This window comes from Neobittarella massiliensis (ex Bilen et al. 2018) (genome assembly GCF_014269355.1).
Classification (GTDB): domain Bacteria; phylum Bacillota; class Clostridia; order Oscillospirales; family Ruminococcaceae; genus Neobittarella; species Neobittarella massiliensis.
In genome coordinates, this window is record NZ_JACOGI010000005.1 from 21941 (window position 1) to 37237 (window position 15297).

The 15297-nt window shown below is 62.3% G+C and carries 16 protein-coding genes; 5 read left to right on the plus strand and 11 right to left on the minus strand.

From position 1 onward, the window contains the following. Nucleotides 1-16 precede the first annotated feature (16 nt). The 3 genes from H8K20_RS13390 to H8K20_RS13400 are packed head-to-tail and all read left to right on the plus strand — an operon-like array spanning nt 17 to nt 3029. Nucleotides 17-895, plus strand: coding sequence for an ABC transporter substrate-binding protein (locus H8K20_RS13390; RefSeq protein WP_105206053.1), 879 nt, complete (start codon nt 17-19; stop codon nt 893-895). Between the two features lie 3 nt (nt 896-898). Continuing rightward, nucleotides 899-2350 carry an ABC transporter ATP-binding protein gene (locus tag H8K20_RS13395; RefSeq protein ID WP_243206586.1) on the plus strand — a complete coding sequence of 484 codons (1452 nt, stop codon included), beginning with the start codon at nt 899-901 and terminating at the stop codon, nt 2348-2350. Beyond that, the gene (locus tag H8K20_RS13400; protein WP_186488799.1) at nt 2325-3029 is read left to right on the plus strand and encodes a CbiQ family ECF transporter T component; all 705 of its coding nucleotides are present in this window, start codon (nt 2325-2327) and stop codon (nt 3027-3029) included. Before H8K20_RS13395 ends, H8K20_RS13400 begins: the two co-directional genes overlap by 26 nt. Nucleotides 3030-3131: 102 nt before the next feature. Here the strand turns inward: H8K20_RS13400 and H8K20_RS13405 are convergent, their stop codons facing one another. The 10 genes from H8K20_RS13405 to H8K20_RS13445 form a co-directional block, all read right to left on the minus strand. After that, nucleotides 3132-3620 carry a hypothetical protein gene (locus H8K20_RS13405; RefSeq protein ID WP_186488802.1) on the minus strand — a complete coding sequence of 163 codons (489 nt, stop codon included), beginning with the start codon at nt 3618-3620 and terminating at the stop codon, nt 3132-3134. 106 nt (nt 3621-3726) lie between these two features. After that, nucleotides 3727-4695 carry an inorganic phosphate transporter gene (locus H8K20_RS13410; protein ID WP_105206048.1) on the minus strand — a complete coding sequence of 323 codons (969 nt, stop codon included), beginning with the start codon at nt 4693-4695 and terminating at the stop codon, nt 3727-3729. A gap of 116 nt (nt 4696-4811) precedes the next feature. Beyond that, nucleotides 4812-5657, minus strand: a complete 846-nt coding sequence (gene rsmI, locus H8K20_RS13415) for a 16S rRNA (cytidine(1402)-2'-O)-methyltransferase (protein WP_341480865.1) — start codon at nt 5655-5657, stop codon at nt 4812-4814. Between the two features lies 1 nt (nt 5658). Further along, entirely contained in the window at nt 5659-6399 is a 741-nt protein-coding gene (locus tag H8K20_RS13940) for a tRNA1(Val) (adenine(37)-N6)-methyltransferase (RefSeq protein WP_243206588.1), read from the minus strand. A gap of 165 nt (nt 6400-6564) precedes the next feature. Continuing rightward, nucleotides 6565-6735: a DUF362 domain-containing protein gene (locus tag H8K20_RS13420; protein ID WP_105206054.1), complete on the minus strand. Its 171-nt coding sequence runs from the start codon at nt 6733-6735 to the stop codon at nt 6565-6567. A 130-nt stretch (nt 6736-6865) separates the two neighbouring features. After that, nucleotides 6866-7894 (minus strand): PSP1 domain-containing protein, encoded by a 1029-nt coding sequence (locus H8K20_RS13945; protein WP_186488807.1) that lies wholly within the window; start codon nt 7892-7894, stop codon nt 6866-6868. Continuing rightward, nucleotides 7895-8989, minus strand: a complete 1095-nt coding sequence (locus tag H8K20_RS13430; protein ID WP_279287528.1) for a hypothetical protein — start codon at nt 8987-8989, stop codon at nt 7895-7897. Then, a complete protein-coding gene (locus H8K20_RS13435) occupies nt 8964-9287 on the minus strand; it encodes a cyclic-di-AMP receptor (RefSeq protein WP_105206060.1) in 324 nt (107 codons plus the stop codon). The genes H8K20_RS13430 and H8K20_RS13435 overlap by 26 nt, the downstream gene beginning before the upstream one ends. A 228-nt stretch (nt 9288-9515) precedes the next feature. Beyond that, nucleotides 9516-10610 carry an alanine racemase gene (locus H8K20_RS13440; RefSeq protein WP_105206059.1) on the minus strand — a complete coding sequence of 365 codons (1095 nt, stop codon included), beginning with the start codon at nt 10608-10610 and terminating at the stop codon, nt 9516-9518. Nucleotides 10611-10742: 132 nt separating this feature from the next. Beyond that, entirely contained in the window at nt 10743-11573 is an 831-nt protein-coding gene (locus H8K20_RS13445; RefSeq protein ID WP_186488810.1) for an epoxyqueuosine reductase, read from the minus strand. A gap of 327 nt (nt 11574-11900) precedes the next feature. On the opposite strand from H8K20_RS13445, the gene H8K20_RS13450 reads away from it, so the two are divergent. Next, a complete protein-coding gene (locus H8K20_RS13450; protein WP_186488813.1) occupies nt 11901-12821 on the plus strand; it encodes an ABC transporter ATP-binding protein in 921 nt (306 codons plus the stop codon). Nucleotides 12822-12870: 49 nt separating this feature from the next. Beyond that, a complete protein-coding gene (locus tag H8K20_RS13455) occupies nt 12871-14529 on the plus strand; it encodes an ABC transporter permease subunit (RefSeq protein ID WP_186488816.1) in 1659 nt (552 codons plus the stop codon). A 286-nt stretch (nt 14530-14815) separates the two neighbouring features. Here the strand turns inward: H8K20_RS13455 and H8K20_RS13460 are convergent. Then, on the minus strand, nt 14816-15297 hold a 482-nt coding region (locus H8K20_RS13460), incomplete at its 5' end, for a DUF5011/hyalin repeat domain-containing protein (protein ID WP_186488819.1).

The following is a 15297-nucleotide window of genomic DNA, read 5'->3' on the forward strand; positions in this document are numbered from 1 at the left end:
GGAGATGGAGATAGAAATGGAAGAGATAAAAGTAGTATTAGACTGGTTTGCCAACACCAACCACACCGGCTTTTTGCTGGCCCAAAAGCGCGGCTACTTTGCCGAGGCGGGGCTGGAGGTGGAGCTTTACGGCGACGTGCACGGGGCCATGCAGCTGCACGGGGCGGATATCGTGCTGGGGCCGCAGATCTCGATGCTGCAGAAGATGCAGCAGGGGCTGGGCCTGACGGCGGTGGCCACGCTGACACAGAAGTGCGATTCGGGCATCGTGTCGCTGAAGGAGAGCGGTATCACCTCCCCCAAAATGCTGGAGGGCAAGCGGCTGACCCACTGGGAGCCGGCGTGGTTTCACGGGGTGATGCGGGAGGCGCTGCGCATAGACGGCGGCGACTACGACAAGGTGCAGCTGGTACCCATGGACGTGGCGGACATCGTCTCGACATTGGGGCGGGTAGCCGACGCCACCTGGGTGTATGAGAACTGGGAGAACCAGGAGCTGCTGGAGGCCGGCAGGGAGATCAATTACTTTGCGCTGGCCGACATAGACCCGCTGTTTGACTTCTGTGCGCCCAGCGTGGCGGCCACGCATACCTTTATACGCCAGCGGCCGGAGGTGCTGCGCGCCTTTTTGGCGGCGCTGGACCGGGCCTACATCGAGGTGGCGGCCGACCCGGCGGGCACTGTACTGGAGGTAAAGGACCTGTTGCCCGACGTGCCGGAGGCGCTTTTGGTGCGCAGCCAGAAACACCTGGCCGGTATTTTACTGGATGAGCGGGGCCACTGGGGCACCATGCGCCCCGAGCGCTGGGAGCGCATGGCCGACTGGATGGTGGCAAACGGCTTTTATGACCACCGCCGCGACGACGAGTACACCAACGACTTCCTCCCCCGATAGGCGATGGAGACGATAGCGGTACAGGGGCTGACCTTTGGCTACCTAAAAGCCAGCGGGCACCGGGTGCTGCGGGAGATGCGTACCAGCTTTGACCGGCGGGACATCACCCTGATCACCGGGCCCAGTGGTTGCGGCAAGAGCACCCTGCTCTACCTGATGGCCGGCATCTACCCGCAGAGCGCCGGCTTTATCGAGGCCGGACAGGTGCGGGTGGAGGGCCGGGACCCGGCGGTCATGCCGCCGTGGCAGCGGTGCCGACTGGTGGGGATGCTGTTTCAAAACCCGGACCTGCAGTTTTGTATGGACACGCTGGAAAACGAACTGATCTTTTGCCTGGAAAACGTGGACGCCCCGCGGGAGGAGATCGGCCCCACCATCGACCGGGCACTGGCCTTTTGCGAGATCGAGCACCTGCGGCGGCGGGCGCTCTCGACCCTGTCGGGCGGGGAGAAGCAGCGGGCCATGCTCTGCTGCCTGGTGGCCCTGCGGCCCCGCTGGCTGCTGCTGGACGAACCTTTTGCCAATTTAGACGACGCCACCGCCCGCAGCTTGGCCCTGAAGATCGCCCAGCTGCACCGCGAGCAGGGCGTTGGGGTGGTGGCGGTGGACCACCGGGTACACAACTGGGTGGGCCTGTCTGAACGCATGTGTGTTTTGGCCCCAGACGGCACCCCTGCCGCCGACCTGCCCGGACCGGGGCAGGTGCCCCCCGAGCAGCTGTGGCAGCTGGGGGTGAGCGGGCCGGGACAGCGCTACCGCACCGATATGCCGGTTTTGGCGGCGGCAAACGACACCCCGGTGCTGGAGCTTTTTGACGTGGCGGTACACTACGGTGACCGGCCGGTACTGCGGGGCGTGAACGCCCGACTGTTCGGCGGCCGCACCTATGCCATCGTGGGGGACAGCGGCTGTGGCAAGACTACTCTATTTGCCGCGCTGAGCGGTATGGTGCGCGCCGAGGGCCAGATATTGCTGTGCGGGCAGGACCTGCAAAAGCGCCGGCGACAGCTGGTGGGCAGGATCGGCTTTGTGACGCAGAGCCCCCAGGACCAATTCGTGGCCGACACGGTGCTGGGTGAGATAGAGGTGAGTCTGCGGCGGCAGGGGCCGCCTGAACAGGCCGCCCAGCGGGCCGAGGAGATCCTGCGGGAGATCGGCCTGTACAAGTACCGGCGGCTATCGCCCTACATGCTCAGCCAGGGGCAGCAGCGCCGGCTGGGCGTGGCGGCGCTGCTGGCCTATGACTGCCAGGTGCTGGTGGCCGACGAGCCCACTTACGCCCAGGACCTGCAAAACACATTGGCGGTGATGGAGGCGCTGCACCGGCAGGTACGGCAGCGGGGCATTGCGCTGCTCATGTCGACCCACGACCGGCAGCTGGCCCACGACTACGCCGATCTTCTATTTTCGCTGGAGGGAGGCGTGCTGCGTGAGATCGATCGATCCTGCCTGTAAGGCGGTGGGGCTGCTGCTGTGCACGCTGCTGCTGTGCCTGCGGCACAGCCCGGCGCTGAACCTGGCGGTGTTTGCACTGTGCGCGATAGGCCTGCTCGCGGCGCGGGTGCCGCTGAGAAAGCTGGCCCTGTCGATGCTGCCCATTTTGGTGGCGGCGGTGGGCACCTTTTTTACCGGCTATTACTTTGCCGCCGGCAGCAGCTCGGTCAATGCACAGACTTTAAATCTGCTGGGCAGCCGGGTGTATAACGGGCTGGTGCTCTCGAGCCGGGTGGTGGCTTTTGCCGGGCTGGGCTTTTTGCTGGCCTACACCACCGACAAGGTGCGGCTGGTACAGTCGCTGCAGCAGCACTTTCGCCTGCCGGCGGTATTTTGTTACGGACTGCTGGCGGCGTGGGGCATTTTTCCCAACATGGCAGCTGAGTACCGCAAGGCCCGGGCCGCCTTTGCCGCCCGGGGGATGCGGGTTTCGGCGCTGTCGCCGGCGCTGCTGCGGCCGCTGCTGGTAAAGACGGTGCGCTGGTCGGAGGCGCTGGCCGTGGCCATGGAGTCGAAGGGCTTTACTGCCGGGCGGCCCAGAAAACCCTACCGGCCGCTGGTACTGCGGCCGGTAGACGTGCTGTTTCCCATCCTCAGTACGGCGGCCATGTTGGCGGCGGTGCTGCTGGTACCGGCCTGAGGCATGATGGAAACTCTATATAAATCAGACAGGCGCCCCCGCTGCTGACAGCGGGGGCGCCTATTGGCGTTTATCTGATGAAGATCGGCGCAGGATGCGCGGTCAGCTCTTTTTAACGGCGACCCGGTGGATGGTCTCCCCCGCCTCGCCCAGTGTGGCACAGGCCAGCACCATGAGCCCCTTGGAGCGGTCGTCATCCCACTGGGAGACGAGCTGGTAGATGTTTTGCAGCTCTTTTTCCATCTGGACGGCGGTGGCGAGGATCTCGGGCCCGCGGCGGCCCGACTGGGCCTGGTGCAGCGCCTGACCGGTGACTGTGCACCAGTTTTTGAGGTGCTGGTAGTAGATGGCCGACAGCGTGCTGCCCCCCTGCTGGCGTATCATGTAGCTGAAGCGGTAGATGCGCCCCAGCTGGCTGTAGAGGGCACAGAGATCTTCGCGGTCCAGCGGCAGGATAAAGGCCTTTTGGATGTGGTCGTAGCCGTCCTGCACGCCGGCGTGGCCCACCAGCTTGCCCTGACACACCTGTATGGTGTTTTGCAGCAGGGTATCCAGCTGAGAAAATATCTGGTTCTCGCTCTTCAGGCTCATGGGGAGCATCCTCTCTGTTTATTGTTGGCCGCTCGGGGCGGCGGCAGCGGCCGGGACGGGCCGTCTGACAGTACCATACTGTAACTGTATGCGGCGCCGGCAGGTGCTATGCCGGCAACAGTAAAAACAATTTTGTCAGACCAAAGCCCAGCACACCGCATACCGGAAAGGTGTAGATCCAGCCCTGAAAGATCTCGCCCAGCACCTTGAAATTGACCTTTTTGATGGAGCGCGTGGCGCAGGCGCCGACCATGGCGGTGGTCTTGATATGGCTGGTGGACATGGGCACCCCGCCCAGCGAGGCCATGAGCAGGCCGGTGGAGGCGGCCAGATCGGAAGCAAGACCCTGATACTTTTCCATCTGCACCATGTCCATGCCGACTTTTTTGATGATCTTAAAGCCGCCCATGGTGGTGCCGATCGTCATGACCACCGAGACCAGCAGCAGCGAGCCGGTGCCGATCTGCCCCACTACATACTGGTAGGCGCCGAGGAATTTAAGGCCGTCTTGCGCGCCGTGCAAAAAGGCCATACAGCACAGGGAGAACAGCTGAAAGCCGTCGATGACCCGCTCGCCCCGGCGGCGCTGCCGGCCCTGACACAAGAGGGCCAGTATCGCCGAACACAGCAGCCCGGCGATGAGACCGAAAGCCACCGAGATAACAAAGCCCTTGAGCACCTTGACCCAGGCGTCGACGCGGATGGCGGTGAGGCTGGGAAACACCGCCAGCGCACCGCCGGTGAGCCCGGCGATAAGGCCGTGACTCTCGGAGGTGGGGACGCCACACAGCCAGGCGCCAAAGCCCCAGAGCGCTATAGAGCACAGCGCCGCCAGCACCACCGCCTGACCGCTGCCGGGCGGCAGCACCACCAGCGAGGCCATCGTATTGGATACACTGGGGTTGAGCCGGTACATGATGAACACCCCTAAAAAGTTGCAGGCGCCGCCGATGAGCACCGCCTTTTTGGGGGTGACAGCGCGGGTGCACACCGCGGTGGCCATAGCGTTGGGGGCGTCGGTAAAGCCGTTGATGAACACCGCCGCAGTGATGCCCAAAAGGCATAAAAGGCCCATAAGATCCCTCCCCTACCCAGCGGCTGACACCGCCGGGCTCTAGTAAGACCCTATGAAAAAAAGACGGGCACTATACCCGTCTTTATCGTTATAAACATGATTTTATATACTATTCGTTATATTTCATCGTTACTATACGATTTCTCGGCTACCAGACTGTAGATCTGCGACTTTTTATAGCCGGTCTGCCGGGCGATCTCTTTGCAGGCGGCAGTAGCGGGCAGGCCCTGCGACATCTTCTCTCTGGCCAGCTGCGCGGCCTGCTGCAGGGTGATCTGCGGGTCGGCCGGGGGCGTATAGCCCTCGATGACCAGCACAAACTCCCCTTTAGGAGTATTTTCGGCGTAGTGGGCCAGCGCTCCGGACAGCGTGGTGCGCAGCACTTCCTCGTGGATCTTGGTCAGCTCGCGGCACAGCGAGATGCGCCGGTCGCCCCAGCAGTCGTACATGTCTTGCAGGGTGGTGCGCAGCTTGTGGGGGGCCTCGTAAAAGATGAGCGTGTGGCGCAGCTTGGCCACTTCCTCCAGGTGTTCGCGGCGATTTTTGCGGGTGGTAGAGAGAAAGCCCTCGAAGGAAAAGCGGCGGGTGGGAAGCCCGCTGATGGCCAGGGCCGACACCACGGCGCTGGGGCCGGGGATCACCTCCAGCTCGATGCCCTGCTCGTAGCACAGGGCCACCAGGTCCTCGCCGGGGTCGCTGATACAGGGCATGCCGGCATCGGTGACGATGGCACAGCTCTCGCCGGCGAGGATGCGGCGGGTGATCTCCTGTCCGCGGGCGCGGATATTGTGCTCGTAGTAGCTGACCATTTTCGTTTTGATATCGAACCGGCCCAGCAACTTGAGGGTGACCCGGGTGTCTTCGGCGGCGATAAAATCCACCGACGCGAGCACCTCTTTGGCGCGGGGGGACAGGTCGCCCAGGTTGCCGATAGGGGTGCCCACCACATACAGTTTAGCCACTTTACATCTCCTCCTTCGGGGCGGCGGGGCCGCTTTTTTGGTACAGCGCCAGCATGGCTGCGGAAAAGCCGCCGTCGGGGGCCTCGACGACAAAGTCGGGCAGCACCTGCAGCGTGGGACGGCCGCCTTTGCGCCCCTCGATGAGCGCCAGCCATGGGGCGGCGCCGGGGCGCTGCACCACCAGCTGCAACCGCTTGGGCTCGAGGCGGTGGGCGCGCATCTCTGCCAGCACATCTACCAGCTGGGCCGGGCGCTGACAGACGCACAGCCGCCCGCCGTAGCGCAGCAGCCGGGCGGAGACGCGGCAGATATCGGCCGCGGTGCACAGCAGCTGGTGGCGGGCGATGCGGCCGGCGCCGCTGGCGGCCACCGGGCCGCTGCCGGCGGGGAAGTAGGGCGGGTTACAGGTGATGAGATCGAACTGCTCGGCGCCAAAGAGCGCATCGGCCCGGCGGATATCACCCTCTACCGCCTGCATGTTTTGGAGACCGGAGTGCCGGATGGAGTGGTGAAACTGGGCCACTGCCGCGGGCTGGATATCGAGCCCGGTAACAGCGGCGGGGGCGACTTGCCGCTGTAGCACAAAGGGGATGATGCCGCAGCCGGTGCCCAGGTCGAGCACCCGGTCGGCCTTTTTGGCGGCGGCAAAACCGGCCAGCAAAAAGGCGTCACCGCCAAAGCGGTGCTCGGGAGTAACGGCCAGCTGCAGGCCGCCGCCCAGATCTTCGTACTGGTAGTGCATGTGGTATCTCTCCCCTCTCTGTACCGGACCGGTGCTGAGCAGCTGTCGGGCCCGTGTTGGGCTGGTGTTGGGCGGGCGTCAGGCAGATATTGGGCTGGCGAAAGCGGCACAAAAACAGATAGCGGACACTGTTACGTGTCCGCTATCTCGGATAAAACGCTGTGCTTAGGCCTCTACGGGAGCACCTACAGGGCAGGTACCGGCGCAGGCGCCGCAGTCGATGCAGGTATCTGCGTCGATCACGTATTTGTCGTCACCAGCGGAGATAGCGCCTACGGGGCAATCGGCCTCGCACGCACCACAGCTGATGCACTCGTCAGTGATTTTATAAGCCATTGGTAATACACCTCCTTGTATTTCCCCTCTATTCTAACATATATTCTGTAAAAAACAAGGACTTTACGCAAAAAACAGTCGGCTAACATTTTCCTGCTGAAACCGCATGGCAACAGGCTTTACACAAACTTTACTGCGGCTTCTTACCGGGCTGTTGCCCGCCGGGCCGACCGGTATTTTTGCCGCGCCGATTTCGACCGCCGCGGCTGTGGCCACTGCGCGGCACCTCGCTCCTGGGGGCGCCGGGAGCCGGGGCCCGTTCAGGGCGCGGGGATGCAGACGGGCGCTCGCGCCGGCTGTCGGGCGCGGCGGCGGGGCGGGGCGGCAGATCGTCGCGGTTGGGCCGGGGGATCTGGGTGACCTGGTCGCGGTGATAGGGCTGCGGCGGCTGGCGCACATCGCTGTCGCTGTGGATATTGACTTTTAGCTTGCCGGTGATGACGTTGGCCTCGGTCACTACGCCGTCGCCGTCGGGGGTGCGCACCCAACTGCCGGGTTTGGGGGTGATCTTGCCGAAATCCTCGTAGCCCTTTTGCTCGAACTTTAAGCAGCACATGAGGCGGCCGCAGGTGCCGGATATTTTTGAGGGGTTGAGGGAGAGACCCTGCTCTTTGGCCATTTTGATAGAGACCGGCTGGAACTCGCCTAGGAAGGTGGAGCAGCAAAATGGCTTGCCGCAGACCCCCAGGCCGCCCAGCATCTTGGACTCGTCGCGCACGCCGATCTGCCGCAGCTCGATGCGGGTGCGAAATACCGAGGCCAGGTCTTTGACCAGCTCGCGGAAATCGACCCGGCCGTCGGCGGTAAAGTAAAACAGGATCTTGGAGCCATCGAAGGTGTACTCCACGTCGATGAGCTTCATATCCAGGCCGAACTTGGCGATCTTTTTCTCGCAGACTTCAAAAGCCTCTTTTTCTTTTTGGCGATTTTTCTCGACCCGGGCCACATCTTCGGGCGTGGCCACCCGCACTACCTTTTTGAGGGGCTTTACGATCTTATCGTCGTCCACGGTGCGGTTTTTCATGGTGCATTCGCCGCACTCGATGCCGCGGGCAGTTTCGACGATGACCCGGCCCCCCTTAGGGACCTGGTTGCCGTCGGGGTCGAAGTAGTATACTTTGCCCACGTTTTTAAAGCGGACACCGATCACTTCTGCCATCTATTTTGATCCTCCACTGTAACATTGCGCCAGCGCGGCGGCCAGTTGGGCCTGCACCAGCGCCAGATTGGCATTTCTCTCGATATAGCGGCGCGATGCCTGCACGCAGGTCATCACCCGGTCGGGCGCGATACGGCCCATACCGCTGAGCTCGCCCAGCGAGGGGGGCACTGCCGCCCCCTGATAGCGCACCTTGGCGGCAAAAGGCAGCAGGCGCACTACGTCATCCAGCAGCAGGCGCAGCTCGTCGCGATTTTTGCACCTGTAAATAAGACCGGCGACCGCCGCCGGCTGCTGAGCGCCCACCGCCGCCAGCAGTTTCATAGCCATCTGCAGCCGCTCACGGGGCCCATCCTCACTTTTTTTAGCTGGGGATTTTGTTTTGGCGGCCGGTTTTTTGGCGCTCTTGACCCGGCGCAGACTGGTCTGCTCGAACCGCGCCGCCGCCAGGTTTTGCCGGGTGACGCCGAAGTACTGCATGGTCCGGCCGATATTGCCCTCGAACAGTTCGCTGATAAAGCGCAGCTGGTCGGCCGGCAGCGAGTCGCCGGCAAAAAAGGCCACACAGTCGTCCACCGGCGGGGGGACGATGGCAAAATCCATCACCCGTGAGCGCACGGTGGTGAGCAGGCCCTGCGGCGAGTCGGCGGTGAGGATGAACACCCCGTGGGAGGGCGGTTCCTCCAACGCCTTGAGCAGCGCATTTTGTGCCTGAGCAGTCATTTTTTGAGCGTCGCAGATGAGCACCACTTTATAACTGCCCTGGTTGGGCAAAGTATAGAGCTCGCTGGTGACGGCGCGCACCTGGTCTACTGAGATACTGGCCCCCTCGGCCTGGACGACGCACAAGTCGGGATGGATGCCTTTTTGCGCGTTTTGCCGGGCTACCTGCGCCGCGTGTTCGGGCAGGCCGACCGACAAAACTTCCCCCGCAAACAAGACAGCAAGGGTGTAGAGACCACACCCTTGCTGTCCGCTAAAGAGCACTGCATGGGGAACACGGCCGGAAGCCAACATCGTCTCCAGCAGTGCGAGCACTCGTGTATTGCCCAGGAACGTTTTGGAGAGACTAGTACTTCTCGAATCTCTCGACATTGGTCACAAAGATGGTGGCGCCGCCGACAGCTACCTCGATGGGGTAGGCCGAGGACAGGCCGGCACCGTACGCGATGGACGAAGGGACGATCTGCGTGCGCTTTTTGCTGTTCTCTTCGATGATAGACAGCACTTCGGGCACCTTTTCGTCATCGGTACCGATGATAAAAGTGGTGTTGCCCGCCAGCAGGAAGCCGCCGGTGGTGGCCAGCTTGGTCACAGAGAATTTTTTCTTTGTGAGGGCGTTCTGGACGGCGCCGCTGTCGTCTTTGTTTACGATTGCAAATATGAGTTTCATAAGGTGACCCTCCCTTGTGTGTTGCAGTAAGAGGTACTGCTACCTCTTTTCAAGCTCATTCTACCACTTCTGTGCGGGAAAAACCAGTGTTTTTCAGCATATTCATAAAAATTTTATGAATTCTACAGGCCATGACTGTAAATTTTGTATTATCACTGCGGGTATGGGCAAAAGGGACAAAAGACGACAGAAAATAGCCCCGGCTGCTGTGCCGGCTGCCGGATATGGCTATACATAGGCCCGGCGCACGCTGCCGTCGACCTGGGCGGGGCGGGTGTCGAAGCTGACGATGGCCCCGGGGGCGCACTCGATCTTGGTGACGTCGACCATCACCGTCTCGTGGTCTACATAGCCCAGGATGCGGGCGGGCTTGCCGCCGATATCGCAGTAGGTGCGGCGGCCGGTGAAGGCCCGGCGCACGGCGGCGCCGATATAGCGAAAGATGTGGCGGAACTTAAATACATTTACCACCGTCTCCTGACACAGGCCGTCGGCAAAGCCGGTGGGGACCAGCGCGATCTGGGTGGGCTTTTTGGTTTTATAGGTGCTGCCGTAACCCACGTTATAGTGGGCCGGCACCCAGCGCACGTCGATGACTTCGCTGACTAAGCGCCCCACCTTTTTAAAGCCCCAGCGGTCTTTTTGGGCCATGCGCCCGACCATGGCGCTGCCGCAGCGCACCGCGTCGAGCCGCAGCCAGGGGTAGGTGAGCGCCGCCAGCGAGTTGGCCGCGTGCACGGTGCCGTAGCTGATGCCTTCGCGCCGCAGCACGGCGAGCATCCCCTTTAGGGCCTGATACTGCTTTTTGACCCGCTTTTCGTGCTTGCAGTCGCTGGCGGAGACGTGGGTATAGATGCCCTCGAGCGCCAGGTTGGGCAGATACTTGGCCGCCTGTACGGCTTTGCCCACCTCCTGCGGCATGAAACCAAAACGGCCGCTGCCGGTATCGAACTTAAAGTGGATGCGGGCCCGCTTGCCCGCGGCGGCGGCGATACCGTTTAAGATGACGGCGCTGTCGTAAGAGCCGATGGTGGCGATGATGCCGTGACGGACGATCTCCTGCGCGACCGACTCGGTGGCGTAGGGGGTGAGCAGCAGCACATCCAGCCCGGCCACCGCGTTTTTGACCCGCACAGCTTCCTCGATGCGGGAGACGGCCACCAGGCGGTAGCCGTTGGCAAACAGCAGCCGCGCCATCTGCTCGTCGCCCACGCCGTAGGCGTTGCCGGACAAGAGCGGGATAACGCCCGCTTTGCCAACCGCCTTTTTAAAAAGGCGCAGGTTGTAGAGTATACGGTCGGTCTGGACCATGAGTGTGGTCATCGCTCTCCCCGCTTTCTATCCCTGTTTTGGGCGCGCCCGCGCCCGGTAAGCCCATTATAACAGATTTTTCGCCCCATACCAACAGGCTGCGGCAAGCATGATCGCATTTTATGAAAAGCCGCCGGGACGCAGTTACTGCTCTGTGACTTCACCGGCGGGGCCCGGGTGCTGCAGCGCCCAGTTGCGCTCGAGCACCCGGGGGCCGCGAAAGCCAAACGCGCGGGTCTTGCACAGGGGGCGCAGTTGCTCTTTGGACACGGTGGCCACGGTATCTTTTAAAAAACCGGGCAGCGCGGTGGGCGACGCCTGCCGGTTCATGGGGCAGCAGAGCTGGCAGCGGTCGCAGCCCCAGAGCAGCTCGCTGCCGGCGACGAGCCGCTGTTCCCAGCCGGTGAGCTCTCCCTTTTTTTGGCTGATATGAGACAGGCAGCGATCGGTACACACCGCCCCATCGGCGATGGCCCCGCCAGGGCAGACCTTTTGACAGGCGCCGCAGTGCAGACAACCGCCGGCGCGAAACAAAGCGGCGGTGCGGCGCGGCAGCGGGCAGCTGGTGATCAGCTCGCCGATAAACACATAGCTGCCGTACTGCCGGGTGATGAGCAGGCCGTTGTCGCCGACTATGCCCAGGCCGCAGCTGGCCGCCAGCGCCACCTCGTCGAGGGGGGAGCTGTCGACAAAGGGGATGAAGGGGTGCCCGGTGGCTTTAGCCAGCTGTTGGGCCAGCTGGGCCAGCTGGTCGCCGATGACGCGGTGATAGTCGGGTACGGCGGCGTAACAGGAGATGTTGCCGCCAAAAGCCGGAGGATGGGCATAGGGAAAACAGAACACCAGCGCCCACAGCCGGCCCGACGGCAATAGGCCGGCCCGGCGGCAGGCAAACCACTGCGCCGGGGGCGGGACCGGCACACAGCCCCAGCTGACGCCCGGCCGATCCCGCAGCCACTGTTCGACAAGATCCATGATATATCCTCCTTTCTCCACAATTATACACTGGGTAATTCCACCGTTTCAACACAGTTATCAACATCTTTTTGATTTTTCGGCCTGAATATCGCCCGAGTTTTCCACTGTTTCCACACAGTTTTCCACATCTCTTGGGGAGTGGGGTAAAAATGAATATTTCATGACGGAATTATTACATCTAGTTTATTCCCCTAGGCGGGGGGCGAAAATGCGGCTATACTGTGCACAGCGGCCCAAAATGCCGGCGGCACCGGCCCCGTGTTTTGCGGCTCACCGACGAAAATATGCCCGCGCCAAGGCGGGGGCCCGTTTACGGGAGGGACTATGGACCACGTACTGAAAGTAGAAAAGCTGTGCAAGCACATCGGCAAGAAAGCCATCGTACAGGACGCCACCTTTTCGGTCCGCGCCGGGGAGATCATGGGCTTTTTAGGCCCCAACGGCGCCGGCAAGACCACCACCATCAAAATGATACTGGGGCTGCTGAAGATCGACAGCGGGCGGGTGCGCATTGGCGGGTACGACGCGGTGCGCCAGCCCGAACAGGCCCGCGAGAGCGTGGGCGGCATTATTGAAAACCCGGAGATGTACGCCTACCTGTCGGGGCGCAAGAACCTGCAGATCTACGCCAACATGTACCCGGGCATTACCCGGGCGCGCATCGACGAGGTCATCTCGATGGTGAAGCTGGGGGATCGCATCGATGACAAGGTGCGCCGCTACTCGCTGGGGATGCGGCAGCGCCTGGGCGTGGCCCAGGCCATTATGCACCGGCCCCGGCTGCTGATCCTGGATGAGCCCACCAACGGGCTGGACCCCATGGGCATCAAGGAACTGCGGGACACGCTGCAGCTGCTGGCGCGGCAGGAAGGTGTGGGGGTGCTGATCTCGAGCCACCAGCTGGCCGAGATGGAGCTGATGTGCGACCGGGTGTGTATCATCGACGGGGGCAAGATCATCGCCACCCGCGACCTGCATGCCGACGAGGACCAGCAGGAGCAGCTGCACATTGCCGTAAAAGACCCGCAGCAGGCGGCAGCGACCTGCAGCCGGCTGCTGCCGGACCTGGCCTTTACTGCCGAGGACGGCGTGCTGTGTACCCGCTGCGACCACGGCCGGATACCCCAGCTGGTGGCGACCATGGTACAGGCGGGCCTGGAGATCTACGCGGTGACGCCCCACCGGGACAGCCTGGAGGACATGTTCCTGCAGACGACGACCGGTTCGAAAGGACAGATACAGTAAGTGCGAATGAGCGACCGGCAACGGCCCCGGGCCAGAAAGGTGTGACCCTGTGAAAAAGACAGCATCGCTGATAAAAAATGAGTTTATAAAAGAATTTGGCAAGAAGAGCACCGCTGTGATCTTGCTGCTGGCACTGGCAGTGGGTATTATGCTGCCCATTTTGTCGAGCAGGAACCATGCGGCTGACGACGACCGCAGCTACCTGGAGAGCCAGATCAGCTGGAACGACCAGTCGATCGCGGAGATCAAGCAGGAGAGCGGCTCCAAACGGCTGCCGGAGCAGCGGTTCTACGAGATAGACAATCAGGTGCTGCAGCTGCAGGTGGACGAGAATATCAGCTACAGCGACTACCGCACCAACCTGCTGGACTACTACCGCAGCGCGCTGCTGGAGATGGCGGGACTGCAGCTGTACAGAGAGCGGGGCGAGCACTACAGCCTGAGCGATATAGCCAGCTACCTGACGGTGCCCGACGGCATTGAGGAGATGGACGCTGCCGCTATCGACCAGCGGCTTGCCCTGCTAAACACCCAGGCCGAGCGCTACCGCCAGGTGGTGGCGCAAAACAGCTACGGCACGTACACCCAGATCATGCTGGAGGCGGCTACCGAGCAGACCAACGAACTGCAAAAGCAGGTGGACGCCCAGCAAAAACTGGTGCAGGCCGACGCCCAGGATCTGGCGGCGGCAGAGGCGCTGAGCTCTTTAAAGACCCAGCTGGCCCAACAGACCGAACTGGTAAAGCTGTATCAGTACCGCCTGGACCACGACATCGGGTACGGGGAGGACGACTACAAAAACAACGCCTTGCAGGAACTGCAGGAGCAGCTGGGCGAGCGCTATGCCCCCATGTTGGACGAGGGCGACTTTATCGAGGCCCAGAAAGGCGGCCAGTTCGGCCGCAACATGACCTACGCCCAATACCAGGAGAGCTACCAGGACCGGCAGAAAGCGCTGACTGAGCGCAGTGCGGTGCTGTGGCACAGCCTGGAAAAAAATATCCCCCTGTTTGAGAGCAGCAACAAGGACCCGCGGTCGGCAGCCGAGGGGCTGCTGGGCTCGGTCGCTATTGCGGTGATCGTGGTGGTGGTGTTTGCCGGCAGCAGCGTTTCGCGGGAGTTCTCCTCCGGCTCGATACGGCTGCTGCTGACCAGGCCGGTGCGCCGCTATAAGGTGTACACCGCCAAGTGGGTGACCTGCATGCTGTTGGGGCTGGGCTCGTATCTGCTGATGGCGATAGGTACCGTTGTGACGGCGGGCATTAAGCTGGGCTTTGGCGGTTTTGGCGTGCCGGTGCTGCAGTACCGAGACGGCGCAGTTGAGCAGATGGGCTTTTTCAGCTATCTGCTGCCGCGCATGGGGTATGTGTGCATCGCCATCATCTTTATCGGCACGATCGCCTTTTTCTTCTCGGCGGTGGCCAAAAACACCGCGCTGGCTGTGGCGCTGCCTACTGCCGGATATTTTGGCAGCCCGCTGGCTCTGCAGCTGGCGATCATGTTTGGCTTTAACTGGGTGGCCTACACCCCCATTGCCTACATGGACCCGAGCCACCTGGTGCGCAACGACGGCTTTTTAGAGCAGTTGCGGGAGATGAGCGGGGTGACCCTGTCGGCCGGGTACGGGGCAGCCATGCTGCTGGGGATAGCTGCGCTGTTCTTTGCCGCCGGCATGTGGGTATTTTGCCGGCGCGATATCACCAACTGAGGACCGGCGGGCCTGCGCTGCCCCGCGCCCCGACCAGACGCCGGTGGGCGGGGCGGTACAGACGCTGCCAAGATACATCGTGTAACACACAAAAAGGCGGGCTATATAGCCCGCCTTTTTTGCGTGGGTGCGGTGGGGATGTGGACATAGGGGCGGCCCGGCCCCGGGTACTGCCACCGCCCGGGGCCGGGCCGCCTATGTTGATCGGTTCTTTGCTGTGCGGGTTACTGTGTACTGTATACTGTAAGTCGCCAAACGGGTGCGCCTGTTTGGCACCTGTATAAGATCAGTAGGTATCCGTCTCTGCCGGCTGCATATGGGATACCAGCAAGCCGCTGGAAAATACGGAAAGCCCACAGAGAATGAGTGCCGGTGCATCGAGCGGGCAGCTGCCCATTAGAGCCAGCAGCCCGGTGGCCAGTGCCGCCAGCAGCAGAACGGCGCTGTCGACCCAGCAAAATGCGGTGTGCTTTTTGCGGCGGGCCAGCGTGTAGAGCCACACAGCGGCGGTGAGCAGCAGGGCCAGCCAGTGGACCGGGCAGCTATCGGAACCGGTAAACGGCACGGTATCATCCGCCTGGGGGCCACTGCCGGGACTGGTATCACCGGCGTCGGGCTGGGGGGCGATATCGACGGCAGTCTGACTTTGGCGCAGCGCATAGTGCAGGGTGATGGTGACGCGGTTGCCGGCGGTATCCTCGACCGTATAGCGGATGTCGTAGGCGCCGACCTTTTGGGTGTCTATCCCCTGTTTGGTGATGTCTTTGC

Bases quoted from the DNA above. Each gene is read 5' to 3' on its own strand.
- H8K20_RS13410 (WP_105206048.1), bottom strand. From the start codon at position 4,695: ATGGGCCTTTTATGCCTTTTGGGCATCACTGCGGCGGTGTTCATCAAC.
- H8K20_RS13945 (WP_186488807.1), bottom strand. From the start codon at position 7,894: ATGGCAGAAGTGATCGGTGTCCGCTTTAAAAACGTGGGCAAAGTATAC.
- H8K20_RS13445 (WP_186488810.1), bottom strand. From the start codon at position 11,573: ATGGATCTTGTCGAACAGTGGCTGCGGGATCGGCCGGGCGTCAGCTGG.
- H8K20_RS13395 (WP_243206586.1), top strand. From the start codon at position 899: ATGGAGACGATAGCGGTACAGGGGCTGACCTTTGGCTACCTAAAAGCC.
- H8K20_RS13450 (WP_186488813.1), top strand. From the start codon at position 11,901: ATGGACCACGTACTGAAAGTAGAAAAGCTGTGCAAGCACATCGGCAAG.
- H8K20_RS13430 (WP_279287528.1), bottom strand. From the start codon at position 8,989: ATGTCGAGAGATTCGAGAAGTACTAGTCTCTCCAAAACGTTCCTGGGC.
- H8K20_RS13420 (WP_105206054.1), bottom strand. From the start codon at position 6,735: ATGGCTTATAAAATCACTGACGAGTGCATCAGCTGTGGTGCGTGCGAG.
- H8K20_RS13435 (WP_105206060.1), bottom strand. From the start codon at position 9,287: ATGAAACTCATATTTGCAATCGTAAACAAAGACGACAGCGGCGCCGTC.
- H8K20_RS13440 (WP_105206059.1), bottom strand. From the start codon at position 10,610: ATGACCACACTCATGGTCCAGACCGACCGTATACTCTACAACCTGCGC.
- H8K20_RS13390 (WP_105206053.1), top strand. From the start codon at position 17: ATGGAAGAGATAAAAGTAGTATTAGACTGGTTTGCCAACACCAACCAC.
- H8K20_RS13405 (WP_186488802.1), bottom strand. From the start codon at position 3,620: ATGAGCCTGAAGAGCGAGAACCAGATATTTTCTCAGCTGGATACCCTG.
- H8K20_RS13940 (WP_243206588.1), bottom strand. From the start codon at position 6,399: ATGCACTACCAGTACGAAGATCTGGGCGGCGGCCTGCAGCTGGCCGTT.